Here is a 23,065-nt window from a genome sequence, read left to right on the forward strand (position 1 = left end):
ACGATTGGACAGGTCTGCACGGCGCGTCCGTGGACAGCGCCCGTACGGGCTCCTAGGTTCGAGCCGTGGAGGTCACCGAGGTCGCGGACGGCATCTGGTTCGCGCACACCGAGTTCGTCAACTGGATCGTGCTGGTCGAGGGCGATCGCGTGGCGCTCGTGGACTGCGGCTACCCCGGCCAGGCGGCCCTCGTGGAGGAGTCCGTCCGGCGCGCCGGCGCCACGATGGAGCAGGTCGAGGCGCTCGTGGTGACGCACAACCACGTCGACCACACCGGGTCGATGCCCGCGCTGGCCGCCCGCGGCGTGCGGGTGCTGGCCGGGGCCGAGGAGCTGCCGATGCTCCGGGGCGAGCGGGTCGAGAGCGCCACGACGGCCGACGTCCTCGTGCGCGCCTGGCGGCCCCGGGTGCTGCGCTGGGCCCTGGGCATCGCCCGCCTCGGCGCGTCCGGGCATCCGCGGGTCGACGAGGTCGAGGCCGTCGTGCCGGGGCAGCCGCTCGACATCGCCCGCTCGCCCGTCCCGGTGCACCTGCCGGGCCACACGTCGGGACACCAGGCGCTGTACTTCCCGCAGCAGCGGGCCGTCGCGACCGGGGACGCGCTCGTGACCGGGCACTCCCTCAGCCGGGTCGGGGGTCCGCAGACGATCGACGCGTTCTTCCACCACGACACCGCCCGGCTGCGCGCGACGCTGCCGGAGCTGGCCCTGCTCGACGCCGACCTCGTGCTGCCGGGTCATGGCCCCGTCGCGCACGTGCCGATCGCGCAGGCCGTCGGCGAGGCGCTGAGTCACTGATGGAGACGATCGACGAGTACGTCGTCCGCGTGCTGCCGACGCTGCAGGCCGACGCCGGCGCGGACCGCGAGGCGGACGTCGAGGCGCTGCGCCGGCTGTTCGCCGCCCAGGTCCAGAGCCGGCACCTCGACTTCGCGGCGCGCTGGCTGCAGACCCAGGGCCAGGGGCACTACACGATCGGCTCGGCCGGGCACGAGAGCAACGCTGCCCTCGGCCTGCTGTCGGAGGTCACCGACCCGGCCCTGCTGCACTACCGCTCGGGCGGGCTGTACGCGGCGCGGTCGGCCAAGGCCGGGCGTGACGACGGTGTACGAGCGATCCTGCAGAGTCTCACCAGCGCCCGCAGCGACCCGATGTCGGGCGGGCGGCACAAGGTCTTCGGTCATCCGGCGCTCAGCATCATCCCGCAGACCTCCACCATCAGCTCGCACCTGCCGCGGGCCGTCGGGCTGGGGCTCGGGCTCGGCTTCGCCCGGAGGCTGGGCCGCCACACCGCATGGCCCGAGGACGCGGTCGTGCTGTGCAGCTTCGGAGACGCCTCGGTCAACCACTCGACCGCGGTCGGTGCGCTCAACGCCGCGGCCTACCTCACGCACCGAGGGCTGGAGTGCCCCGTGCTCTTCGTGTGCGAGGACAACCGCATCGGGATCAGCACCGCGTCGCCCGTGGGATGGCCGGGCGCGATGCTCGAGCGCCTCCCCGGGATCGGCTACCGGGCCGCGGACGGCGACGATCCGGTCGGCCTGCTGACGCAGACGCGGGACGCGCTCGACGAGGTGCGCGCGAGCCGCCGGCCCGGGGTCCTGCACCTGAGCACCGTCCGGTTCCTCGGTCATGCGGGCTCCGACACCGAGATCGCCTACCGCACCCGGCGCAGGATCGAGGCCGACCACGTCCACGACCCGCTCGTCGCGACCGCCCGGGTGCTGGTCGACGCGGGGGCGATGACGGGAGCCGAGGCACTCGACGTCTACGAGGAGATGCGTCGGACGGTGATGCAGGGGGCCGAGGCGATCATCGGGGAGGCACGCCTGGAGTCGCGTCCCGCCGTCATGGCGCCCCTCGCGCTGCCCTCCGTCGCATCGGTGCCCGGGGAGGTGGCCGCCGGCCCGCGGCGCACCCTCGCCCAGGCGATCAACGCGACCCTCGCCGAGCTGCTGGAGGAACACGGCGAGACGCTGGTCTTCGGCGAGGACGTGGCGGTCAAGGGCGGCGTCTACGGCGTGACGCGCGGCCTGCGCAAGCGCTTCGGTGGCCAGCGCGTCTTCGACACGCTGCTGGACGAGCAGACGATCCTCGGCACGGCCCTCGGCACGGCGCTGGCCGGGTTCGTGCCGATCCCCGAGATCCAGTACCTGGCCTATCTGCACAACGCGGAGGACCAGCTGCGCGGCGAGGCGGCCTCGCTCGCATTCTTCTCGGCCGGCCAGTACCGCAACGGCATGGTGGTCCGCGTGGCCGGGCTGGCCTACCAGCGGGGCTTCGGCGGTCACTTCCACAACGACAACTCGGTGGCCGTGCTGCGCGACATCCCAGGGCTGGTGCTGGCGGTCCCGAGCCATCCCGCCGACGCCCCGGGACTGCTGCGGGCCTGCCACGAGCTCGCCCGGCAGGGGCAGGTGTGCGTGTACCTCGAGCCGATCGCGCGCTACCACTCCCGCGACCTGCACGCGGAGGGCGACGGCCTGTGGACCGCGGCCGCGTCGGACGGTGCGGTGATCGCCCCCGGGGAGCTCGGGGTGCACGGCGAGGGCCGCGACATCGTGCTGGTCACGTTCGGCAACGGCACGTTCATGAGCCTGCGGGCCGCGGAGGCCCTGCGGGCCCAGGGCATCGAGGCGACCGTCGTCGACCTGCGCTGGCTGGCGCCGCTGCCCGAGGAGCGGATCGTCGACGCGTGCCGCGGCTTCGGTGCGGTGCTCGTGGTCGACGAGACCCGTCGCTCCGGCGGCGTGGGTGAGGGTGTCGTGAGCGCCCTCGTGGCCGGCCGCCACCCGGGCCGCATCGCGCGCGTCGCCAGCGCCGACAGCTTCATCCCGCTCGGCCCGGCCTCCGACCAGGTGCTCCTCGGCGAGGACGAGATCGTGCGCGCCGCCCTCGCCCTGCTGGCCTGAGCCCGCGGTCGCTACCCCGGTCTGCGCCACTCGCGGTCGGTCGGCGCGGCGGCCACATCCCGCTGCTCGGCATCCTGCGAGCGGACTGCGCGGGGCGCACCTCCCGTGAGGGCAGGCGGGGACACCGCAGCGGCCTGAGCCGTGCAGGAGTTCGCCGGCTTCGCGAGGATGGGCGCGTGACCGTGTATCTGGCGTGGACCGCGGCGGAGCCCGACGATCTCGACGGCCCGTGGCAGGAGGCGCGTCCGATCGCGCCGGGCCTGCTGCTGATCGAGAGCGCCGAGACGCTCTCGGTGGTCTACCACGCGCTGAAGTGGTCGCTGCCCGGCGACGAGGCGCTCATCGTCACGCCCGTCGACCGCACCCCGAAGTCGCGCGGGATGGCGCCCGGGACCACGACGTGGCTGCGGGAGCGGACGAGCCCGGCCGGGAGCGACTGACCGTGGTACCCAGACGTCGCTGGGACGACCCGAAGGTCGAAGGATCAGTCCCCGTCAGTCGGTGAGGTCGAGGTCCTTGAACCAGGACTCGGTGACGTAGTCCGTCTCCCAGCCCAGCGAGCGGTAGAGCTCGTCGGCCTTGGTGGGGGAGTCCGCGTCGACCTCGAGCGCCACGCGGTCGCGCCCGTTGCGGGCCGCGTCGGCGATCGCGGTGGCCAGCAACGACTTGGCGACGCCCCGGCCGCGTGCGGCCCGGTTCACGCCGATGTACTCCACGTAGGTGCCCGGCGCGCCACCCTCGGGGGCGGTGAGGGACGAGCACACGACGGTGCCCGCGGGCACGGGGTGGCCACCGTCGGTGTCGACGTACGCCAGCCACCAGTGGTCCCAGCTGTGGCCGGGATCCTCGCGCAGCCGCTGCACGAACTCCGAGAAGCTCTCGCGGTACGAGTTGAAGTGGTCCTGGAAGGAGGTCTCGAGCATCTGGTGCACGACCTGCAGGTCTGCCGCGACGGGCATCCCGTTCTCGTGCCGCTCGACCGGCCGGACGCTGACGCCGGCGCGGGGCTCGAGCGAGGCCTCCTCCGGGGTGACCGGTCGCTGCATGTGCAGCCAGGTCCGGCGCTTGCTGTAGCCGGCGTCCATCAGCCAACCGGCCTGGCGCGTGTCGTCGGCGAACGGGCTCTCGTCGAGCCGCGTGGCGGTGATGCCGCGGAAGCGGGCCATCGCGACCGCCGCCTCCTCGGCCCAGCGGTAGAACGCCGCGGCGATCTCGTCGACCTGGGGCACGTCGCGGTCGAAGTAGCCCCAGATCAGGGCCCGCCCCGCGGCCCGGTCGTGCACCGTGATCCAGGCGCGCGGCACGTCGTCGTCGCCGACCGCGACGAGCTGCCGGCGGGTCCAGCTCGCCTGGCCCGCGACCTCGGACTCGATCCCGGCCGGATCGACGTGGGCCTCGCCCGTTCCCTGCAGCTCGTCGAGCCGTCGCAGCGCGACGAGCGCCTCGATGTCGGCGTACCCGGGAATCCGTGCGCGCCACGGCGCAGGGAGGGTGGGAAGGTCCTGGTGGATCGCGCTCGTGGTGTCTGGCATCGGGACCATTGTGGTGGAAACGCCGTGAGGCGTCGCCTCCGCCCCGACGCGCCGCTCGCAGGTCAGACCCGTGTGAGGGCCTTGTCGCGGCGCGCCGCCACGGCCGATCCGGACTCGCGCCGGGCCATGCGCTGCAGCAGTCGCGGAGCCAGGACCAGCCCGATCACGGCCCACACCGTCAGCACCGCGACCGCCTGCCAGACCCGCCATTCGCCACCGGGTTCGAGGCTCGCGGCCCAGTCGGGGAGCAGGGCCGCGCGCATGCCGGCTGCCAGCCAGTGAAGCGGGAAGAGCTGTCCGATGATCTCCACCCAACGGGGCAGGCCGCCGGTGCTGAAGATCCCCGAGGCGTAGACCAGGGCGCCGATGACGACCATGCCCCAGCCACCCACGGAGCGAGGGTTCTTGAAGATCGAGCCCAGGACGAACCCGATCGGAGCGCAGGCCAGCAGGCCCAGCACGATCAGCCCCACGACGCCGACGAGCCCCGGCACGCCGCGGTGCCAGAGCCCGTCCACGAGTGCCGTGGCCGCCACCAGGATGATCGCGGAGCCGAAGACCGTCTCGTACGTGACCCGGGCGGACTGGCCGACGACATAGCCGCGCATGCCGCGCGGAACGCTCTTCGCTCGCAGCAGCGTGCCGTCCTCGCGCTCGGTCACCACGACCGTGGCCAGCCCGTAGGCCGCGCCGAAGACCACCATCATCGCCAGGGCGTTGGGCACGATGAAGTGGGCCACGCTGATGTCGGCGTCCTCGATCATGTTGTCGCGGTTCAGGTACAGCACGACCGCGAGGATCCCGTTGAGCAGCACGTAGTACATGAGGTCCTCGGGCGCGCGGAGGCTGTTGCGGAACTCGATCCAGCCGCGGCGCATGCCGGAGCGGACGGCGACGTCGACCGCGCTCATGCGACGACCTCCCGCGGCTCCTCGGACTCCTCGTGCCGGGCCACCATCGCCAGGTAGGTGTCCTCGAGGGTCGACCGGCGGACCTCGAGGTCGGCGATCCCGTCGGGGTGCCGGGCCAGGAGGTCGCGCACGAAGGCGGTGCCGTCGGCGGTGGTGTGCACGTGGGCCTCGCCGTGGTGGGTCCACCGCACCTCGGTGGTGCCCGAGATCTGCTCGGCGAGGGAGGCTGCGCTGCCGTCGGCCACGATGCGGCCGTGGTTGAGGATCAGGATCCGGTCGGCGAGCTTCTCCGCCTCGTTCAGGTCGTGGGTCGTCAGCAGGATGGTGGTGTCCTCCAGGTCGCTGAGCCGGTGCACGAGCGCGTGGAAGTCTCGCCGGGCCACGGGGTCGAAGCCCACCGTCGGCTCGTCGAGGAACAGCATCTCCGGACGGCCGACGATGCCGATCGCGACGTCGAGCCGGCGGCGCTGGCCGCCCGAGAGCGACTTGACCTTCGAGCCGGCCTGGGGCGTCAGGCCGACCCGCTCGAGCAGCTCGTCGGTGTCGTAGGGGCGGGCGTGGTCGGACGTGGCGTACGGCGCGTAGTACGAGCCGAACTGCTCCAGCAGCTCGCGCACCTGCCACCGGCCGTGGTCGCGCCACGACTGGAGCACGACCCCGACCCGTGAGCGCCAGGTCTCGTCGGCCGTGAGGGGCGACTCGCCGAGGACGCGCACCTCGCCGTCGGACGGCTTGCGGAAGCCCTCGAGGATCTCGATCGTGGTGGTCTTGCCGGCGCCGTTGGGGCCCAGCAGGGCCACCACCTCGCCGCGGCGCACCTCGAAGTCCAGGCCCTTGAGGACTTCTCGCGGGCCGTACGACATGCGGAGTCCGGACACGGCGACGACTGGGGGATGGTGTGCTGGGGCTGGGTCCACGGGCTCGCTCTCGACGGGGGCGGTTCGTCCGAACCTAATACGGTCGCGGCGCCGGCAACAAGGCCGCGCCGCTCACGGACGGGCGGCGATCAACGGGGCGATCTCGCGCGCGACGTCGCGCGGTGCGTCCACCCAGAGCCCCACCCGGGACGCGACGAGCTCTCCCTTGGACGACCGCAACGTGGTGACGCCGGTGAGCTCGAGCTCGAGGTTCGTCCGGCCGCTCACACCGAGGAGCAGCAGGCCGTCCTCGTGGTGCACGGAGCGGATCGTCCCCGGCAGGTCGTGCTCGACGAGCCGGCACGCCGCCACCGCGGCGAGGGGGACGTCGACCCAGGTCCGGGCGCCGCAGCGCAGCCGAAGCCGGTCGTCGTGCAGCAGGTGCGGGCGGACCCGGTAGGACGCCAGCAGCCCGAGCATCCACAGGACGCCCCAGATGCCGAGCACGAGCAACGGAAGCCGTATGGCGTCGGCCCAGGCGGCGTCGACGTGGCGCAGCACCAGCTCGACCGCGACCGTCTCGGTGGCCGAGCCGAAGATCCACAGCCACAGCATCGGGCCGACGAGCTGCGCGTAGCCGATCGGCGTCGCGCCGGCCGGGACGTCGGGGCGGCGTGCGATCCAGCGCGCGAGGGAGCGGTAGAGCGCCAGCTCCAGCAGCAGCGCCTCCCGGGCCAGGTCGAGCAGCCTTCGCCCACTCACGTGGTCTCCTCCATCAGGCGCAGGAAGGTCGCGATGGTCTCGTCCAGCGTGGACTCGAACGCGGCCAGCCTGCGGTCGGGCACGTCCCCGAAGAGCTGTCGTGCGAGATCGGTGTGGCTCTCGCGGAGGTCGCGGATCGTGCGCTCGCCGAGCTCGGTCGGGGTCACGAGGGTGGCGCGCCGGTCGGTGGGATGCGGCTCGCGGGTGACGTGTCCTGAGGCGACGAGGCCGTCCACGAGCCCGGTGACGTTCCGTGGCGTCACCTCCAGTGCGCTCGCGAGCGCCTGCTGCGTGACGGGACCGGCGTGGCCCAGCGTCCAGAGCACGTGGGTGCGGGCCGTGGTGAGCCCGGACTCCTGCTCGAAGCGGCCCAGGTCGGACGCCATCAGCGACGAGAGGTGGAGCAGCTTGTCGAGCACGGCGGTCGGTTCGCGGGTCACATGGTGAGCCTACTTCACTATGTGCTTCGTACACGAATCTAGTCGCGGGGCCAGGAGGGGGAAACGCAGAAGGTCCGCCCTCCACGGACGGACCAAGGTGTTGCAGCGTGCCCCCGGCAGGATTCGAACCTGCGCTCCCGCCTCCGGAGGGCGGTGCTCTATCCCCTGAGCTACGGGGGCCGCTCGCGGTGTGGATGCCGCGAGGACCAACGGTAGCGCACGAGTAGGTTGTAGCCGTGCCCCCCACCGTGCTGGTCGTCGACGACACGGCGTCCATTCGTTTCCTCATCCGCACCAATCTCGAGCTGGCAGGCTTCGACGTGATCGAGGCCGAGGACGGACAGGACTGTCTCGACGTCCTCGCGGCCCTCGACGAGCTGCCGGGCCTCATCACGATGGACATGATGATGCCGCGCATGGACGGCGTCACCGCCATCACGCGGATCCGCTCCGACTCCCGGTACGCCGGCGTCGGGCTGGTGATGGTCTCCACCCAGAGCCAGCAGATCGACCTCAACCGGGCCGCCGCCGCGGGCGTCGACGAGTACGTCACGAAGCCGTTCGATCCCGACACGCTCGTCGCGACCGTGCACCGGGTCCTCGAATCCCGGCAGTAGCGCACGCCGATAGGCTGTGCCGGTGACCCCCGACCAGCTTTCCGACGCCATCGTCGCCGCCCTGACGTCCCTCGTGGACGCGGGCCGCGTGACCCTTCCCGACCCGGTTCCCGCCCAGGTCCGCGTCGAGCGACCGAAGGTCAAGGAGCACGGCGACTACGCCACGAACATCGCGATGCAGCTGGGCAAGAAGGCCGGAATGAACCCGCGCGCGTTCGCCGAGCTGCTCGCCGCCGAGCTCACCGCGTCCGACGGCATCGCCGGCGCCGAGGTGGCCGGCCCGGGCTTCCTGAACATCCGCGTCGCCGCTGGCGCGCAGGGCGAGATCGCCCGCCACGTCCTCGAGGCGGGGGAGTCCTACGGCTACGCCCCGGCCACCGGCCGCAAGGTCGACATGGAGTTCATCAGCGCCAACCCCACAGGTCCGTTGCACCTCGGCCACACGCGCTGGGCGGCCGTCGGCGACGCGATCGGTCGCGTCATGGCCGCGGCCGGCGACGAGGTCACGCGCGAGTTCTACATCAACGACCGCGGCAACCAGATGGACAAGTTCGGCGCCTCGCTGATGGCGCGGGCCCACGGCCAGGAGCCGCCCGAGGACGGGTACCTCGGTGCCTACGTCGCCGACCTCGCCGCGCGGATCGTCGCGGCCGACCCGGGCATCACGAGCCTGCCCGAGGACGAGCAGCTGGTCGCGTTCCGCGAGGCCGGCTACGCGTTGCAGCTGGGCGAGCACCAGTCCGAGCTGGCCGAGTTCAACACCCACTTCGACGTCTGGTTCTCCGAGCGCTCGCTGCACGAGTCCGACGCCGTCGAGCGCGGCATGGCCAAGCTGCGGGAGCAGGGCCGGCTGTTCGAGTCCGAGGGCGCCACCTGGATGCGCACCACCGACTTCGGCGACGACAAGGACCGGGTGCTGCTGCGCGGCAACGGCGAGCTCACGTACTTCGCGTCCGACACGGCCTACTACGTCGACAAGCGCGATCGCGGCTTCGACACCTGCATCTACCTGCTGGGCGCCGACCACCACGGCTACGTCGGACGCCTCAACGCGATGGCCGCCTGCGTCGGTGACACCCCGGGCGAGCAGATCGAGGTCCTCATCGGCCAGCTCGTGAAGATCATGCAGGAGGGCAAGGAGCTCAAGCTCAGCAAGCGCGCGGGCACGATCGTCTCTCTGCGTGAGCTGATCGACCTGATCGGCGTGGACCCGCTGCGATACACGCTGATCCGCTACCCGGCCGACTCGCCGCTCACGCTCGACGTCGCGGAGATGACGCGCAAGAGCAACGACAACCCGGTGTACTACGTCCAGTACGCCCACGCGCGGCTCTCGTCGATCATCCGCAACGGCGCCGACCTCGGCCTGACCGCCGACCTCGACCGGTTCGACCCGTCGCTGCTCGTCGAGGACCGCGCCGGTGACCTGTTGCGGGCCCTCGCCGAGTTCCCGCGCGTCGTGGCGCGTGCCGCCGAGCTGCGCGAGCCGCACCGGGTCGCCCGGTACCTCGAGGACACGGCCTCCACGTTCCACAAGTTCTACGACGTCTGCCGGGTCCTCCCGCAGGGCGACGAGGAGCCCACGGACACCCACCGCGCCCGGCTCGTGCTGGTCGCGGCCACGCGCCAGGTGGTCGCCACCGGGCTCGACCTGCTGGGCGTCTCGGCGCCGGAACGGATGTGACGATGCGATCGCACGAGGCAGGCGCCCTGCACGGCCAGGCCGGCACCCGCGGACCGGAGTGGCTGCGCGAGCCCGACGACTCCAACGAGCTCGTGCCGCACCTGTGGTCGGCCAACGTCAGCAAGATCGACGGCGTCCTCACCGTGGCGGGCGAGCCGGCCACCGACCTGGCGCAGGAGTTCGGCACCCCGCTCTACGTCGTCGACGAGGACGACTTCCGGGCGCGGGCCCGCGGCTTCCGCGAGGCGTTCCCGGACGCCGACGTCTACTACGCGGGCAAGGCGTTCCTGTGCGTCGCCACGGCCCGCTGGATCGCCGAGGAGGGCCTGAACCTCGACGTGTGCACCGGGGGAGAGCTGGCGGTCGCGCTGCGCGCCGGGTTCCCGCCCGCCCGCATCGGGCACCACGGCAACAACAAGTCGGTCGCCGAGCTGCGCCGGGCCCTCAAGGTCGGCGTCGGCCGCATCGTGATCGACTCGTTCGAGGAGATCGACCGGCTCGCCGCCCTCAGTGCCGAGCTCGGCGTGCGCGCCCCCGTGATGGTGCGGGTCACCGCCGGCGTCGAGGCGCACACCCACGAGTACATCTCCACCTCGCACGAGGACCAGAAGTTCGGCTTCTCGATCTCCGACGGCGCCGCGCTGGAGGCCGTCCGCCGCGTGCTGGCCGCCGACGGTCTCGACTTCCTCGGGCTGCACTCGCACATCGGCTCGCAGATCTTCGTCACCGACGGCTTCGAGGTCGCCGCGCGCCGGGTGCTGCGGCTGCACGACCAGATCGCCCGCGAGCTGGGCGTCACCGCGCCCGAGCTCGACCTCGGCGGTGGCTTCGGCATCGCCTACACGACGCAGGACGACCCCCGGCCCGCCGAGGACCTGGGTCGCGAGATCGTCAAGATCGTCACCGACGAGTGCGCCGCCCTGAGGATCGACGTCCCCCAGCTCTCGATCGAGCCCGGCCGCGCGATCGCCGGCCCCTCCACCTTCACGCTGTACGAGGTCGGCACCACGAAGGCCGTGGGCCTCGACGGCGGCGGCTCGCGGATGTACGTCTCGGTCGACGGCGGGATGAGCGACAACATCCGGCCCGCGCTCTACGGCGCCGACTACTCGTGCACCCTCGCGTCGCGCGAGTCCGAGGCCCGCCCGGCGCTCGCCCGCGTCGTGGGCAAGCACTGCGAGTCCGGTGACATCGTGGTGAAGTCCGAGTTCCTGCCGTCGGACATCGCCGCGGGCGACCTGCTGGCCGTGCCCGGCACCGGGGCGTACTGCCGCTCGCTGGCCAGCAACTACAACCACGTGCCGCGCGCGGCGGTCGTGGCCGTGCGCGACGGTGAGGCGCGTCTCATCCTGCGCCGCGAGACCGAGGACGACCTGCTCGCCCTCGACGTCGAGTGATCTGACGCCGTCCCCGCGCCGACCGGCGCGGTCCCGGACAGGGGCACGAGCGGCAGCACGTCGCCGCTAGTCTTGCCCGGTGACCACGTCCGCTCCCGCCCGCCCGATCCGCATCGCGATGCTCGGCTGTGGTGTCGTCGGCACCGAGGTCGCCCGGTTCCTCCTGCGCGACGCCGAGGAGCTCGGCCGCCGCGTCGGCGCTCCGGTCGAGCTGGTCGGGATCGCCGTCCGCCGCCTCGAGCGCACGCGCAGCCTCGACATCCCCTCCGAGCTGTTCACCACCGACGCCAAGGCGCTCGTCACGCGGGGCGACCTCGACGTCGTCATCGAGGTCATCGGCGGCATCGAGCCGGCGCGCGAGCTCATCCTGGCCGCCCTCGAGAGCGGTGCGTCGGTCGTCACCGCGAACAAGGCCCTGCTGGCCGAGGACGGCGACACCCTCTACGAGGCGGCGGTCAAGGCCGAGCGCGACCTCTACTACGAGGCCGCCGTCGCCGGGGCCATCCCGATCGTCCGCCCGCTGCGCGAGTCGCTCGCCGGCGACCGGGTCGAGCGGGTCCTGGGCATCGTCAACGGCACCACCAACTTCATCCTCGACGCCATGACCACCACCGGCGCGGGCTTCGACGACGCGCTCGACGAGGCCCAGCGCCTCGGGTTCGCCGAGGCCGATCCCACCGCCGACGTGGAGGGCTTCGACGCCGCCGCCAAGGCCGCGATCCTGGCCGGGCTCGCGTTCCACACGCGCGTCACCATCGCCGACGTCCACCGCGAGGGCATCACCGAGGTCACCGCCGCCGACGTGGCGTCGGCGTCCGAGATCGGCTCGGTCGTCAAGCTGCTGGCGATCTGCGAGATCGACCCCGAGGGCAGCCAGGTGTCGGTGCGCGTCCATCCCGCGATGATCCCGGCCACGCACCCGCTGGCCAGCGTGCGCGGCGCCTACAACGCGGTCTTCGTCGAGAGCGAGGCCGCCGGCCAGCTCATGTTCTACGGCCCCGGCGCCGGTGGCGCGCCCACCGCGAGCGCGGTCCTCGGCGACGTCGTCACCGTGGCCCGCCATCGTGTCGACGGCGTCTTCGGCCCCGGCGAGACCGTGCACGCCCAGGTGGAGGTGCTCGACATCGGCCGGGCCCGCACGCGGTACCACGTCCAGATCGACGTGGAGGACCGTCCGGGTGTGCTGGCCGCCGTCGCGGAGGCGTTCGCCGTCCACGACGTCTCGATCAAGACGGTCCGCCAGGAGGGCCGCGGCGGCGACGCCCAACTCGTCGTCGTCACCCATGAGGCCGACGACGCCGCACTGGCGGCGACAGTGGGACAGCTCCGCGACCTGGAGATGGTGCGCGGGGTCTCGTCGGTCATGCGAGTCGAAGGAGTGTCGTGATGGCCAGCCCGTGGCGCGGAGTCATCGAGGAGTACCGGGACCGGATCCCGCTCGAGCCGGGCGCGACCGTCGTGTCGCTGGGGGAGGGCGGCACGCCGCTCATCCACTCGGCGTGGCTGTCCGGCCTCGTCCGCGGCGACGTCTGGGTGAAGGTGGAGGGGAACAATCCCACCGGCTCCTTCAAGGATCGCGGCATGACCACGGCGATCTCCGCCGCGGTGGCCGAGGGCGCCAAGGCGGTCGTGTGCGCCTCCACCGGCAACACGTCGGCGTCGATGACGGCCTATGCCGCCCGCGCCGGGCTCACCCCGATCGTGCTCGTGCCCCAGGGCAAGATCGCGGCCGGCAAGATGGCCCAGGCCGTCATGCACGGTGGTGACATCATCCAGGTCCGCGGCAACTTCGACGACTGCCTCGACATGTCGCGTGGGCTCGCCAAGGAGTACCCGGTCGCGCTGGTCAACTCGGTCAACCCGATGCGTCTCGAGGGCCAGAAGACCGCCTCGTTCGAGATCGTCGACGTGCTCGGCCGGGCCCCCGACATCCACGTCCTCCCGGTCGGCAACGCCGGCAACATCAGCGCGTACTGGAAGGGCTTCGTCGAGTACCACGAGTCCGGCGACGCCTCCTCGCGTCCGCGCATGTGGGGCTTCCAGGCGGCCGGCGCCGCGCCGCTCGTGCGGGGCGAGGTCGTGAAGAACCCCGAGACCGTGGCCACCGCGATCCGGATCGGCAACCCTGCCTCGTGGACCCTGGCCGAGAACGCCCGCGACGAGTCGGGTGGCCGGATCGACGCCGTCAGCGACGAGCAGATCCTGCACGCCCAGCGCGAGCTCGGGCGCCATGAGGGCATCTTCGTCGAGCCCGCGTCCGCCGCCGGCGTGGCCGGCCTCCTGGCCGCCGTCGAGGCCGGCGAGGTGCCCACGGGCCTCACGATCACCGTCACCGTCACCGGGCACGGCCTCAAGGACATCGACACGCCGCTGTCCCAGATCGGTTCCATCGTCGACACGGTCGTCGACGCCGACGTGCACGCGGCCGCCGAGGCGGCCGGACTCGCATGACCTTCGTCGACGGGCCGGTGACCGTCCGGGTCCCGGCCACCACCGCCAACCTCGGACCGGGCTTCGACTCCCTCGGGATGGCCCTGTCCTGGTATGACGACGTCACGGCCGAGGTCACCACCTCGGGCCTGACGTTCGACATCGAGGGCGAGGGCGCCGACGAGGTCCCGCGCGACGAGACCCACCTGCTGTACCGCGCGATGGACACCGCGTTCGACCTCCTCGGCGAGAAGCCCGCGGGCTTGCACCTGACGTGCCGCAACACGATTCCCCACGGCCGCGGCCTGGGTTCCTCGGCCGCGGCGATCGCGGCCGGTGTCGTGCTCGCGCGCGCCCTGGTCGTCGGCGGCGACGAGCGCGTCGACGACACGACGCTGTTCGGCCTCGCCACCGACCTCGAGGGTCATCCCGACAACGTCGCACCGGCACTGTTCGGCGGCTTCGCCATTTCGTGGATCGAGGGTGCCGCGGCCGAGACTCTGCGGCTCGACGTCGAGGCCGACGTCACCGTCTTCGTCCCGCCCGAGCCGGTCGCCACGTCCGTGGCCCGTGGCCTGCTGCCCGAGCAGGTCCCTCATGGCGACGCCTCCTTCAACGCCGGTCGCACGGCGCTGCTGGTGGCCGCGCTCACCTCCGCGCCCGAGCGGCTGATCTCGGCCACCGAGGACCGGCTGCACCAGCCCTACCGTGCCGAGGCGATGCCCGACTCCTACAAGCTGGTCCGCCAGCTGCGTGTCGAGGGCGTGCCGGCGGTCATCTCCGGTGCCGGGCCCACGGTGCTGGCATTCGCGCACAGTCTGGGCGACTGGAGCCCTCGAGGATGGCTGCGACGCGAGCTGCGCGTGTCGGCCGAAGGTGCGCACTTGCGGCCCTGAGTGCGTGTTACAGTGAAGGCGTCGGAGTCGAGTCTCTCTCCCCGACACCATGCCACCTCTCAGCCCGTCGGATACGGGCGAACCTGAACGAGACGCGACGTCGGTCAACCCGATAGGCGCCCACCCAGGAAGCGTGGCCTCCCGAAAAAGGACAACGTGTGACGGAATCAACCACGGTCGATCCCACGCCCGCGGACGGTGCCGACAAGGCCCCCGCGAAGGCCCCCCGCAAGGCTGGGGGAGCGCTCGGCGGCAAGGTGATCGCCGAACTCCAGGAGATCGCCGCCGGCCTCGGCATCGAGGGTGCCGCCAAGATGCGCAAGGGTCAGCTGATCGACGCCATCAAGACCGCCCGCGGTGACGCGAAGCCGGTCGAGGCGCCCCGTGCCAGCCAGGACAGCCAGGACACGCTCATCGACGTGCCGGCCGAGACCAAGACCAAGACCAAGACGACCAAGCGCCCGGCGCGCGCCAGCCGCGCCGCGGGTGCCCCCAAGTCCTCCACCCCGGTCGAGAAGGCCGAGTCGCGTGAGGTCGACGCCCCCGAGACCGCCGCCCCGGCCGACACGTCCGACCAGGGCGAGAGCCGCCGTGAGCGCAATCAGGGCGAGAAGCAGTCCGACCAGGGCCAGCGTGACCGCTCGCAGGGCGACAAGCAGGCCGAGAAGGACCAGAGCGACCGCTCGCGCGGCGAGAAGCAGGCCGACAAGGGCCAGGACGATCGTCGTGACCGCGAGTCCGGCGAGCGCGAGGGCAACCGCGGCCAGAACCGCCAGGATCGCCAGGGCGGCAACCAGAACCGCCAGGACCGCCAGGACCGCCAGGACCGCCAAGGTGGCGGCCAGCGCACCCAGGGTGGCGGCCAGGGTCGCGATCAGAACCGCGACCAGAACCGCGATCAGAACCGCGACCAGGACGACGACGGCGGACGCCGTCGCAACCGTCGCGGCCGCAACCGTGGCGGCAGCACCGGCCGCGGCCTCGAGGACAACCCCACCTTCACCGAGGATGACGTCCTGGTGCCCGCCGCGGGCATCCTCGACATCCACGACAACTACGCGTTCGTGCGCACCACGGGCTACCTGCCCAGCGAGAACGACGTCTACGTCTCGATGCAGCTCGTGCGCAAGCTGGGCCTGCGTCGCGGTGACGCGATCACCGGCCAGGTGCGCCAGCCCCGTGAGGGCGAGCGCAAGGAGAAGTTCAACCCGATGGTCAAGGTCGACTCGGTCAACGGGTCGGACGCCGACGAGGCCAAGCGCCGCGTCGACTTCTCCAAGCTGACGCCGCTGTACCCGTCGGAGCGCCTGCGCCTCGAGGGCCAGGCCGGCGGCCTGACGGGTCGTGTCATCGACCTCGTCTCGCCGATCGGCAAGGGCCAGCGCGGCCTCATCGTCTCGCCGCCCAAGGCGGGCAAGACGATGGTGATGCAGCAGGTCGCCAACGCGATCACCGAGAACAACCCCGAGTGCCACCTGATGATCGTCCTGGTGGACGAGCGTCCGGAGGAGGTCACCGACTTCCAGCGCACCGTCAAGGGCGAGGTCATCGCCTCCACGTTCGACCGTCCGGCCTCCGACCACACCACCGTGGCCGAGCTGGCGATCGAGCGCGCCAAGCGCCTCGTCGAGCTGGGCCACGACGTGGTCGTGCTGCTGGACGGCATCACCCGCCTGGGCCGGGCCTACAACCTGGCCGCGCCCGCCTCCGGACGCATCATGTCCGGCGGTGTCGACTCCTCGGCGCTGTACCCGCCGAAGAAGTTCTTCGGTGCGGCGCGCAACATCGAGGACGGCGGCTCGCTGACGATCCTGGCCACCGCGCTCATCGAGACGGGCTCGCGCATGGACGAGGTCATCTTCGAGGAGTTCAAGGGCACCGGCAACTGGGAGCTGCGCCTGCGCCGCGAGTTCGCGGACAAGCGGATCTTCCCGGCGATCGACGTCGACGCCTCCAGCACCCGTCGCGAGGAGCTGCTCATGGCCCGCGACGAGCTGGCCATCGTGTGGAAGCTGCGCCGCCTGCTCTCGGGTCTCGACGGCCAGCAGGGCCTCGAGCTCATCCTGGGCAAGCTCAAGAAGACGCAGAACAACGTCGAGTTCCTCATGGAGATCAACAAGACGATGCCCGGCGGCGCGAGCAACGGCGAGAACTGATCGCCGGCGGCCGTCGTGCCGCCACCGCTGAGCCTCGAAGGCCCGGTTCCCGCGAGGGGGCCGGGCCTTCGTCGCTAGGCTCGCCACATGACCACCGCATGGGACTTCAGCGCCACCACGATCGACGGCGTGGAGCAGCAGCTCGCCGACTACCGCGGCAAGGTCGCGCTCGTCGTCAACACCGCCTCGCAGTGCGGCTTCACGCCGCAGTACGGACCCCTGCAGGACCTCTACGACACCTACGCCGATCGCGGCTTCGTGGTGCTGGGCTTCCCGTGCGACCAGTTCGGCGGTCAGGAGCCCGGCGCCGAGGACGAGATCGCCACGTTCTGCGAGTCGCAGTTCGGGGTGCAGTTCCCGATGTTCTCGAAGGTGAAGGTGAACGGCTCGGACGCGCACCCGCTCTTCCAGTGGCTGAAGTCGGAGAAGAAGGGCGTCCTCGGCGGTGCGATCAAGTGGAACTTCACCAAGTTCCTGGTCGACACCGAGGGCACGGTGGTCAAGCGCTACGGCTCGACGACGAGCCCCCAGGACATCGCGAAGGACATCGAGGCGCTGCTGGCGGCCTGATCGCTGCCGGTCAGGAGCCGCTGGTGTCCTTGCGGCGTCGCCCGACCTGCTTGTCCTCGCCCGGCAGGATCGTGCGACGGGCGACGGGGCGCTGCTCGTTGCGCAGCGTCGTGTCCTCCTCGGTGTGGACGCGACGGGCGCTGGTGGCCGTGATGATCGAGACGACCGTGAGGATGACCCAGGCCAGTGCGGCGACGAGTCCCACGGCCGCGATCACGGTGATGGCACGGCTGCGGCCGTACTCCGTGGCGATGTAGACCCCGGCGCCGCCGATCACGATGAGCATCGCCAGCGTGATGGCAATGGTCTTGAGTCTCCCGGTCCGCATGAGGGTCATAGTAGGCGGTGCCTCGGGATTTGAGGACAGGGGAACACCTCGGGGCCGATTTGGGTTATGCAAGGTGCCACTGGCAGAATCAATCCTTGGTTCCGGTTCACGGTCCGCACCCGCGTCCCGACCCGGCGACCCCACGAGAGGACATCATGAAGAAGGACATCCACCCCGCGTACGTGGAGACCCAGGTCACCTGCACCTGCGGCAACTCGTTCACCACCCGCAGCACGGCCACCGAGGGCTCCCTCCGCGCCGATGTCTGCTCGGCCTGCCACCCGTTCTACACGGGCAAGCAGAAGATCCTCGACACCGGCGGCCGCGTCGCCCGGTTCGAGAAGCGCTACGGCAAGAAGTAGGACTTCTCCGGCGCCGGTCGCTCTGATGGAGCGACCGGCGCCGTTGTCGTGTCCGGGCACCCGAGGGCAGGAGGTGACGACGTGTTCGAAGCAGTCGAGTCGTTGATCGGCGAGCACGCCGAGGTCGAGCAGCAGCTGGCAGACCCGGCCGTGCACTCCGACGCGCGCCGCGCCCGCGACCTCGGGCGCCGCTACGCCGAGCTGACCGCGATCATCCGCGTCTACCGCGAGTGGCAGGAGGCGGCCGAGGACCTCGTCGCGGCCCAGGAGCTGCACATGGCCGAGGAGGCCGCCGACCTCGAGCGCCGCGTCCCCGAGCTCGCCGAGCGCCTCGAGCACATGCTCGTCCCGCGCGATCCCGCCGACGGCAAGGACGCGATCCTCGAGATCAAGGGTGGCGAGGGCGGCGACGAGTCGGCGCTGTTCGCCGCCGACCTGATGCGGATGTACTCGCGGTTCGCCGAGCGGCACGGGTGGAAGGTCGAGGTGCTCGACTCCACCGAGACCGCGCTCGGCGGGTACAAGTCGGTCACGGCCGCGGTGAAGGCCAAGGGCACCCCCGAGCCGGGCGAGGCGCCCTACGCGAAGCTCAAGTTCGAGGGCGGCGTGCACCGCGTCCAACGCGTGCCCGTCACCGAGTCCCAGGGGCGGATCCACACCTCCGCGGCCGGCGTCCTGGTGCTGCCCGAGGCCGAGGACGTCGACGTCCAGGTCAACGACAACGACCTGCGGATCGACGTCTTCCGCTCGTCCGGACCCGGCGGGCAGAGCGTCAACACCACCGACTCGGCCGTGCGGATCACCCACCTGCCCACCGGCATCGTCGTGAGCTGCCAGAACGAGAAGTCGCAGCTGCAGAACAAGGAGCAGGCGATGCGCATCCTGCGCTCGCGCCTGCTCGACGCGGCGCAGGCCCAGGCCGACGCCGCGGCCTCCGATGCGCGCCGCTCGCAGGTGCGCACCGTCGACCGCTCCGAGCGGGTGCGGACCTACAACTTCCCGGAGAACCGGATCTCGGACCACCGCACGGGGTTCAAGTCCTACAACCTCGACCAGGTCATCGACGGCGCGCTCGACGACGTGATCGGCTCGCTCGTCGAGGCCGACCTGGCCGATCGCCTCGCAGCCCTGGAGGACCGCCCGTGAGCACCCGCCGTCTGCTGGAGGAGGCCGCGTCCACGCTCGAGCAGGGTGGGGTCGCGTCCCCGCGCCACGACGCCGAGGTGCTGCTGAGCCACGTCACCGGCACGCCGCGGGCGCTGCTCACCCTCACCGCGCGGGTCGACGACGTCCAGCGCCGCACCTACCTCGAGATGATCGCGGCGCGGGCCCGCCGGGTCCCGCTGCAGCACATCACCGGCACGGCCGCCTTCCGCTACGTCGACGTCGAGGTGGGCCCCGGCGTGTTCGTCCCGCGCCCCGAGACCGAGCTGCTCGCCGGGTGGGCGATCGACGCCGCGCGCGAGATCCTGCAGCAGGGCCGTCCGCCCGTCGTCGTCGAGCTGTGCGCCGGCTCCGGCGCGATCTCGCTGTCGGTGGTCCACGAGCTGCCCGACGCGCGGGTGCACGCCGTGGAGCTCGACGAGTCGGCTCACGGCTGGGCGCTGCGGAACCTCGACGGCACGGGGGTCGACCTGCGCCGCGGCGACATGGCCGACGCGTTCCCCGACCTCGACGGCACGGTCGACGTCGTGGTCGTGAACCCGCCGTACATCCCGCTCGACGCGTGGGAGTCGGTGGCGCCGGAGGCCCGCGACCACGACCCGCAGCTCGCGCTGTGGTCGGGCGACGACGGCCTCGACGCGATGCGCGTCGTGGAGCAGGTGGCCTGGCGGCTGCTGCGCTCCGGCGGCGTCGTCGGGGCCGAGCACGCCGACGCGCAGGGGGAGACCGCCCCGGCCGTCTTCACCTCACGCTGGGCCGAGGTCCGCGACCACGCCGACCTCGCCGACCGACCCCGCTTCGTCACCGCCCGTCGCCCCTGACGCTCCACCCCGCTCGCGATGCGGGGAAGCGGGGAGTCAGGCGACGGGAGCGCGGTGGCCGGCGTCGGCGATGCGGTAGAGGCCCCACGCGATGCCGACGAGGCCGACGGCCTGGAGCGCGAGCGTCCCCGGCGACGTGGGCAGCGACTCCTGGAAGAGCACCGACCCGAGCACGATCGACAGCAGCACGGACGTCACGTTCAGCACGGGCATCGAGTGCGAGAGGCGCGACAGCTGGTACGCCCGCTGGTTGAGCGACATCGCCAGGAAGGCGCACGACAGCAGGACCCACGGCGACCAGGTCCCGAGGAACCCCGGCACGCCGTGCACGCTGATCGACTCGCCCACGACCTTCATGAGGCAGGCGGTGATGCCGAAGAGCATGCCGGCCGTCATTCCGAGCACGAACGCCGCCATGCCGCGCCGGGGCAGCTCGTTGGCCAGCCGCGTCACCACGAGCGCGATCACCACGCCGGTGCCGGCGACCGCGAGCATCCAGGAGGTCGGGGCGGTCGCGCCCTCGTGGCTGGTGTCCGCGACCGAGACCACCGCGATGAGCGACACGATCGTGACGGTGACGCCCACGAGCTCGTTCCTACTCGGCCACCGGCGGTCCAGCGACGATCGCACGACGACCGCCAGGACCACGCCCAGCAGGATGATCGGCTGGACCAGCGAGAGCGTGCCGAGGTTGAGCGCGACGGCGTGCAGCAGCCACGCCATCAGGCCGATGGTGCTCCCCGCGAGCCAGCGCGGGCTGCGCAGCAGCTGCAGCAGCACGAGCAGCGGGTGCGTGACGGTGAGATGGACACGTCCGGCGGCCAGGTGCTGGAAGGAGGTCGAGAACGCGAATCCGAGCGCGGAGCCCAGGGCGAGCAGCGCGGCCAGCGTCGGGGACGGGGTCATGGGGTCACGACGGTCGGGACCGGCCTGGAGAAACGCATCCTGACGATTCTAACGATCCGTCTCGTGGCGGCCGACGCCGTGGGTGCCGGTGTCGACCCCTAACCTTGGGGGCATGAGGTTCGACTGCGCGACCGAACTCGACCGCGGCGTCGAGGCGGCCGTCTCGGCACTGCGCGACGGCGCGTTGGTGGTCCTGCCGACCGACACCGTCTACGGGGTCGCGGCCGACGCGTTCGACGCGTCGGCGGTCGCCCGCCTGCTGGAGGCGAAGGGCCGAGGGCGCGACATGCCGCCGCCGGTCCTCATCGCCGACCCGGTCACCCTCGACGCGCTGGTGGCCGAGCGCCCCGCCGCCTGGCTGGAGTCGATGCTCGCGCACCTGTGGCCCGGCCCGCTCACGGTCGTCTTCCGGGCGCAGCCGTCGCTGACCTGGGACCTGGGGGAGACCCACGGAACCGTCGCGGTGCGGGTCCCCGACGACGAGCGCACGCGCGCCGTGCTGCGCCAGTCCGGACCGAGTGCCGTCAGCAGCGCCAACCTGAGCGGGCAGCCGGCGGCCACCACGGCCGACGAGGCCGAGGCGATGCTCGGGGACTCCGTGCGGGTGTACCTCGACGGCGGCCCGTCGGCCGGCGCCACGCCGTCCACGATCCTCGATGTCACGGGGCCCGTGCCCCGCGTGCTGCGCCAGGGCGCGATCGACCTGGCCACGCTCCACGGCTTCAACAACACGATCGAGCCCGCCGGCGGTGGAGCCGGTGCGTGAGTACCTCGTCATCTTCGGCGTCGCGATCGGCGTGGCGTACCTGCTGTCGTCGATCGCGCGGCAGAGCGCCCAGCAGCTCGGCGCCGTCGCCCAGGTGCGCGACCGCGACGTGCACGCGATCCCCACGCCGTACTTCGGCGGACCGGCGATGCTCGGCGGGCTCATCGCGGCCTACCTGACCGCCACCCACCTGCCCTTCCTGTCCGGGGGCGACCCGTCGCTGTTCGCCGACGTCCGCGCCGTGCTGGTGGGAGCCTGCGTCATCTGCCTCGTGGGCGTCATCGACGACCTGTTCGAGCTCGACGCGCTCAGCAAGTTCGCCGGGCAGGTCCTGGCGGGCGTCATCACGGTCGCGATGGGCCTGCACTTCGTCTACCTGCCGCTGCCGAACACCTACCTCGGGCTCGACCAGGCCCAGGCGATGATCCTCACGGTCTTCCTGATCGTGGCCACGGCCAACGCCATGAACTTCGTCGACGGGCTCGACGGCCTGGCTGCCGGCATGGCGGCCATCGGGTCGATCGCCTTCTTCGTCTACGCCTTCGTCCTGGCGGTGGAGAACGGCGAGACCCGCGCGGTCGCGGCCGCCATCCTGACGATCGCCCTCGCCGGCGCGTGCCTGGGAATCCTGCCGCACAACTTCTTCCCGGCCCGGATGTTCATCGGCGACTCGGGCTCGATGCTGCTGGGCTTCGTCCTGGCCTGCTCCTCGATCAGCCTCACCGGCCAGTTCCCCGCCACGAGCCTGTCCGAGGGCATCGGAGGCGCCGACTCGAGCCTGCTGCCCGCGGCGATCCTCCCGCTCGTGCTGCCGTTCGCGGTGCTCACCGTGCCGTTCCTGGACATGGGCCTGGCCGTGCTGCGCCGTACGCGCGCGGGCCGCTCGCCGTTCAGTCCCGACAAGATGCACATCCACCACCGGCTGCTCGAGATCGGGCACTCCCACCGCCGTGCCGTGCTGCTGATGTACGCCGCCGCCGCCCTGGTCGCGTTCGGCGTCGTGGCGATCGGCCTGTTCAGCGGCTGGCAGCTCTTCGTGGCCATCGCGCTGCTCACGGCCCTGGTGACGGCAGCGATCTTCCTGCTGCCCCGACTCGAGTCGAAGGTGTGGTCGTGAGCCCGCGACGGTGGGCCCCGCGCGCCGGATTGGCCACCATCGCGGTGTGCGCGGTCGTGGCGGGCGTCGTGGTCGGCACCGAGGGAGTCGTCGGCGCCCTCATCGGCGGTGTCATCGTGCTGGCGTTCTTCGGCGCCACCCCGACCGTCCTGGGCCCGGTCGCGAAGGCCACCCCGGCGCTGTCGCTGATGTTCGCGCTGATCTTCTTCTTCACCAAGGTCGTGGCCCTGTTCGCGCTCTTCGTGGTCCTGCGTCGGTCCTCCGGCGACTCCGGCTCGATCGACGCCGAGTCGGTCTCGGTCACGGTGATCGCCACCACGATGGTGTGGCTCGGCGCGCGGGTCCTGGACGCCACGCGCGAGCGCACGCCGATCTACGACCTGCCCGAGCAGAAGCCCGCCGAACCGGGCGAAACGCCGCGGGACTGAGCGTTCTGGC

The 23,065-nt window shown here is 71.8% G+C and carries 24 protein-coding genes and 1 tRNA gene; 17 read left to right on the forward strand and 8 right to left on the reverse strand.

Annotation, left to right across the window (positions count from 1 at the left end; translation table 11 throughout):
- The first annotated feature begins 65 nt into the window (after positions 1-65).
- The 3 genes from B5D60_RS12645 to B5D60_RS12655 all read left to right on the forward strand — a co-directional run bounded on the left by B5D60_RS12645 (position 66) and on the right by B5D60_RS12655 (position 3,351).
- Complete coding sequence (locus B5D60_RS12645) at positions 66-797, forward strand: MBL fold metallo-hydrolase (RefSeq protein ID WP_078700498.1); 732 nt, start codon at positions 66-68, stop codon at positions 795-797.
- Positions 797-2,911: a thiamine pyrophosphate-dependent enzyme gene (locus B5D60_RS12650; RefSeq protein WP_078700499.1), complete on the forward strand. Its 2,115-nt coding sequence runs from the start codon at positions 797-799 to the stop codon at positions 2,909-2,911. Before B5D60_RS12645 ends, B5D60_RS12650 begins: the two co-directional genes overlap by 1 nt.
- 176 nt (positions 2,912-3,087) lie before the next feature.
- Positions 3,088-3,351, forward strand: a complete 264-nt coding sequence (locus tag B5D60_RS12655; protein ID WP_078700500.1) for a hypothetical protein — start codon at positions 3,088-3,090, stop codon at positions 3,349-3,351.
- Positions 3,352-3,405: 54 nt separating this feature from the next.
- On the opposite strand, the gene B5D60_RS12660 is transcribed toward B5D60_RS12655, so the two are convergent.
- The 6 genes from B5D60_RS12660 to B5D60_RS12685 all read right to left on the reverse strand — a co-directional run bounded on the left by B5D60_RS12660 (position 3,406) and on the right by B5D60_RS12685 (position 7,593).
- Positions 3,406-4,443: a GNAT family N-acetyltransferase gene (locus tag B5D60_RS12660; RefSeq protein WP_231948743.1), complete on the reverse strand. Its 1,038-nt coding sequence runs from the start codon at positions 4,441-4,443 to the stop codon at positions 3,406-3,408.
- 62 nt (positions 4,444-4,505) lie between these two features.
- Positions 4,506-5,354 carry an ABC transporter permease gene (locus tag B5D60_RS12665; RefSeq protein WP_078700502.1) on the reverse strand — a complete coding sequence of 283 codons (849 nt, stop codon included), beginning with the start codon at positions 5,352-5,354 and terminating at the stop codon, positions 4,506-4,508.
- Positions 5,351-6,232 carry an ABC transporter ATP-binding protein gene (locus B5D60_RS12670; protein ID WP_231948744.1) on the reverse strand — a complete coding sequence of 294 codons (882 nt, stop codon included), beginning with the start codon at positions 6,230-6,232 and terminating at the stop codon, positions 5,351-5,353. The genes B5D60_RS12665 and B5D60_RS12670 overlap by 4 nt, the downstream gene beginning before the upstream one ends.
- A 111-nt stretch (positions 6,233-6,343) precedes the next feature.
- Positions 6,344-6,973 (reverse strand): hypothetical protein, encoded by a 630-nt coding sequence (locus B5D60_RS12675; RefSeq protein ID WP_078700504.1) that lies wholly within the window; start codon positions 6,971-6,973, stop codon positions 6,344-6,346.
- Entirely contained in the window at positions 6,970-7,413 is a 444-nt protein-coding gene (locus B5D60_RS12680) for a MarR family winged helix-turn-helix transcriptional regulator (protein ID WP_197684318.1), read from the reverse strand. Before B5D60_RS12680 ends, B5D60_RS12675 begins: the two co-directional genes overlap by 4 nt.
- A gap of 108 nt (positions 7,414-7,521) precedes the next feature.
- Positions 7,522-7,593, reverse strand: a tRNA-Arg gene (locus B5D60_RS12685).
- A gap of 56 nt (positions 7,594-7,649) precedes the next feature.
- Between B5D60_RS12685 and B5D60_RS12690 the strand changes: the two genes are divergently transcribed.
- The 8 genes from B5D60_RS12690 to B5D60_RS12725 all read left to right on the forward strand — a co-directional run bounded on the left by B5D60_RS12690 (position 7,650) and on the right by B5D60_RS12725 (position 17,163).
- On the forward strand, positions 7,650-8,030 hold the full coding sequence (locus tag B5D60_RS12690) for a response regulator (protein ID WP_078700505.1): 381 nt from the start codon (positions 7,650-7,652) through the stop codon (positions 8,028-8,030).
- A gap of 22 nt (positions 8,031-8,052) precedes the next feature.
- Positions 8,053-9,714, forward strand: coding sequence for an arginine--tRNA ligase (gene argS, locus B5D60_RS12695; protein WP_078701426.1), 1,662 nt, complete (start codon positions 8,053-8,055; stop codon positions 9,712-9,714).
- Between the two features lie 2 nt (positions 9,715-9,716).
- On the forward strand, positions 9,717-11,111 hold the full coding sequence (gene lysA, locus B5D60_RS12700; RefSeq protein WP_078700506.1) for a diaminopimelate decarboxylase: 1,395 nt from the start codon (positions 9,717-9,719) through the stop codon (positions 11,109-11,111).
- A gap of 79 nt (positions 11,112-11,190) precedes the next feature.
- A complete protein-coding gene (locus tag B5D60_RS12705; protein ID WP_078700507.1) occupies positions 11,191-12,498 on the forward strand; it encodes a homoserine dehydrogenase in 1,308 nt (435 codons plus the stop codon).
- The gene (gene thrC, locus B5D60_RS12710; protein ID WP_078700508.1) at positions 12,498-13,562 is read left to right on the forward strand and encodes a threonine synthase; all 1,065 of its coding nucleotides are present in this window, start codon (positions 12,498-12,500) and stop codon (positions 13,560-13,562) included. Before B5D60_RS12705 ends, thrC begins: the two co-directional genes overlap by 1 nt.
- Positions 13,559-14,437: a homoserine kinase gene (thrB, locus tag B5D60_RS12715; RefSeq protein ID WP_078700509.1), complete on the forward strand. Its 879-nt coding sequence runs from the start codon at positions 13,559-13,561 to the stop codon at positions 14,435-14,437. The genes thrC and thrB overlap by 4 nt, the downstream gene beginning before the upstream one ends.
- Positions 14,438-14,595: 158 nt before the next feature.
- Entirely contained in the window at positions 14,596-16,593 is a 1,998-nt protein-coding gene (gene rho / locus B5D60_RS12720; RefSeq protein WP_078700510.1) for a transcription termination factor Rho, read from the forward strand.
- Positions 16,594-16,680: 87 nt separating this feature from the next.
- Positions 16,681-17,163 (forward strand): glutathione peroxidase, encoded by a 483-nt coding sequence (locus B5D60_RS12725; protein WP_078700511.1) that lies wholly within the window; start codon positions 16,681-16,683, stop codon positions 17,161-17,163.
- Between the two features lie 10 nt (positions 17,164-17,173).
- On the opposite strand, the gene B5D60_RS12730 is transcribed toward B5D60_RS12725, so the two are convergent.
- Positions 17,174-17,491 (reverse strand): hypothetical protein, encoded by a 318-nt coding sequence (locus tag B5D60_RS12730; RefSeq protein ID WP_153303011.1) that lies wholly within the window; start codon positions 17,489-17,491, stop codon positions 17,174-17,176.
- 155 nt (positions 17,492-17,646) lie between these two features.
- Between B5D60_RS12730 and rpmE the strand changes: the two genes are divergently transcribed.
- The 3 genes from rpmE to prmC all read left to right on the forward strand — a co-directional run bounded on the left by rpmE (position 17,647) and on the right by prmC (position 19,838).
- Complete coding sequence (gene rpmE / locus B5D60_RS12735; protein ID WP_078700513.1) at positions 17,647-17,853, forward strand: 50S ribosomal protein L31; 207 nt, start codon at positions 17,647-17,649, stop codon at positions 17,851-17,853.
- Between the two features lie 81 nt (positions 17,854-17,934).
- A complete protein-coding gene (gene prfA, locus B5D60_RS12740) occupies positions 17,935-18,999 on the forward strand; it encodes a peptide chain release factor 1 (protein WP_078700514.1) in 1,065 nt (354 codons plus the stop codon).
- Positions 18,996-19,838: a peptide chain release factor N(5)-glutamine methyltransferase gene (gene prmC, locus B5D60_RS12745; RefSeq protein ID WP_078700515.1), complete on the forward strand. Its 843-nt coding sequence runs from the start codon at positions 18,996-18,998 to the stop codon at positions 19,836-19,838. Before prfA ends, prmC begins: the two co-directional genes overlap by 4 nt.
- A 36-nt stretch (positions 19,839-19,874) precedes the next feature.
- On the opposite strand, the gene B5D60_RS12750 is transcribed toward prmC, so the two are convergent.
- Positions 19,875-20,744, reverse strand: coding sequence for a DMT family transporter (locus tag B5D60_RS12750; RefSeq protein WP_078700516.1), 870 nt, complete (start codon positions 20,742-20,744; stop codon positions 19,875-19,877).
- Between the two features lie 112 nt (positions 20,745-20,856).
- Here B5D60_RS12750 and B5D60_RS12755 point away from each other — a divergent pair, with 112 nt between their 5' ends.
- Genes B5D60_RS12755 through B5D60_RS12765 form a run of 3 tightly spaced genes read left to right on the forward strand, consistent with a single transcriptional unit; the run spans position 20,857 to position 23,055 of the window.
- Positions 20,857-21,510 carry an L-threonylcarbamoyladenylate synthase gene (locus B5D60_RS12755; RefSeq protein ID WP_078700517.1) on the forward strand — a complete coding sequence of 218 codons (654 nt, stop codon included), beginning with the start codon at positions 20,857-20,859 and terminating at the stop codon, positions 21,508-21,510.
- Positions 21,503-22,627, forward strand: a complete 1,125-nt coding sequence (locus B5D60_RS12760) for an MraY family glycosyltransferase (RefSeq protein ID WP_078701427.1) — start codon at positions 21,503-21,505, stop codon at positions 22,625-22,627. The genes B5D60_RS12755 and B5D60_RS12760 overlap by 8 nt, the downstream gene beginning before the upstream one ends.
- The gene (locus B5D60_RS12765) at positions 22,624-23,055 is read left to right on the forward strand and encodes a hypothetical protein (RefSeq protein WP_153303012.1); all 432 of its coding nucleotides are present in this window, start codon (positions 22,624-22,626) and stop codon (positions 23,053-23,055) included. Before B5D60_RS12760 ends, B5D60_RS12765 begins: the two co-directional genes overlap by 4 nt.
- Positions 23,056-23,065 lie beyond the last annotated feature (10 nt).

The sequence above is a fragment of the Aeromicrobium choanae genome, from assembly GCF_900167475.1.
GTDB classification, from domain to species: domain Bacteria; phylum Actinomycetota; class Actinomycetes; order Propionibacteriales; family Nocardioidaceae; genus Aeromicrobium; species Aeromicrobium choanae.

Coding starts and splice junctions, on each gene's coding strand:
- B5D60_RS12650 (WP_078700499.1), top strand. CDS start 797: ATGGAGACGATCGACGAGTACGTCGTCCGCGTGCTGCCGACGCTGCAG.
- B5D60_RS12660 (WP_231948743.1), bottom strand. CDS start 4,443: ATGCCAGACACCACGAGCGCGATCCACCAGGACCTTCCCACCCTCCCT.
- B5D60_RS12665 (WP_078700502.1), bottom strand. CDS start 5,354: ATGAGCGCGGTCGACGTCGCCGTCCGCTCCGGCATGCGCCGCGGCTGG.
- lysA (WP_078700506.1), top strand. CDS start 9,717: ATGCGATCGCACGAGGCAGGCGCCCTGCACGGCCAGGCCGGCACCCGC.
- thrC (WP_078700508.1), top strand. CDS start 12,498: ATGGCCAGCCCGTGGCGCGGAGTCATCGAGGAGTACCGGGACCGGATC.
- thrB (WP_078700509.1), top strand. CDS start 13,559: ATGACCTTCGTCGACGGGCCGGTGACCGTCCGGGTCCCGGCCACCACC.
- B5D60_RS12725 (WP_078700511.1), top strand. CDS start 16,681: ATGACCACCGCATGGGACTTCAGCGCCACCACGATCGACGGCGTGGAG.
- B5D60_RS12730 (WP_153303011.1), bottom strand. CDS start 17,491: ATGCGGACCGGGAGACTCAAGACCATTGCCATCACGCTGGCGATGCTC.
- rpmE (WP_078700513.1), top strand. CDS start 17,647: ATGAAGAAGGACATCCACCCCGCGTACGTGGAGACCCAGGTCACCTGC.
- B5D60_RS12750 (WP_078700516.1), bottom strand. CDS start 20,744: ATGACCCCGTCCCCGACGCTGGCCGCGCTGCTCGCCCTGGGCTCCGCG.
- B5D60_RS12755 (WP_078700517.1), top strand. CDS start 20,857: ATGAGGTTCGACTGCGCGACCGAACTCGACCGCGGCGTCGAGGCGGCC.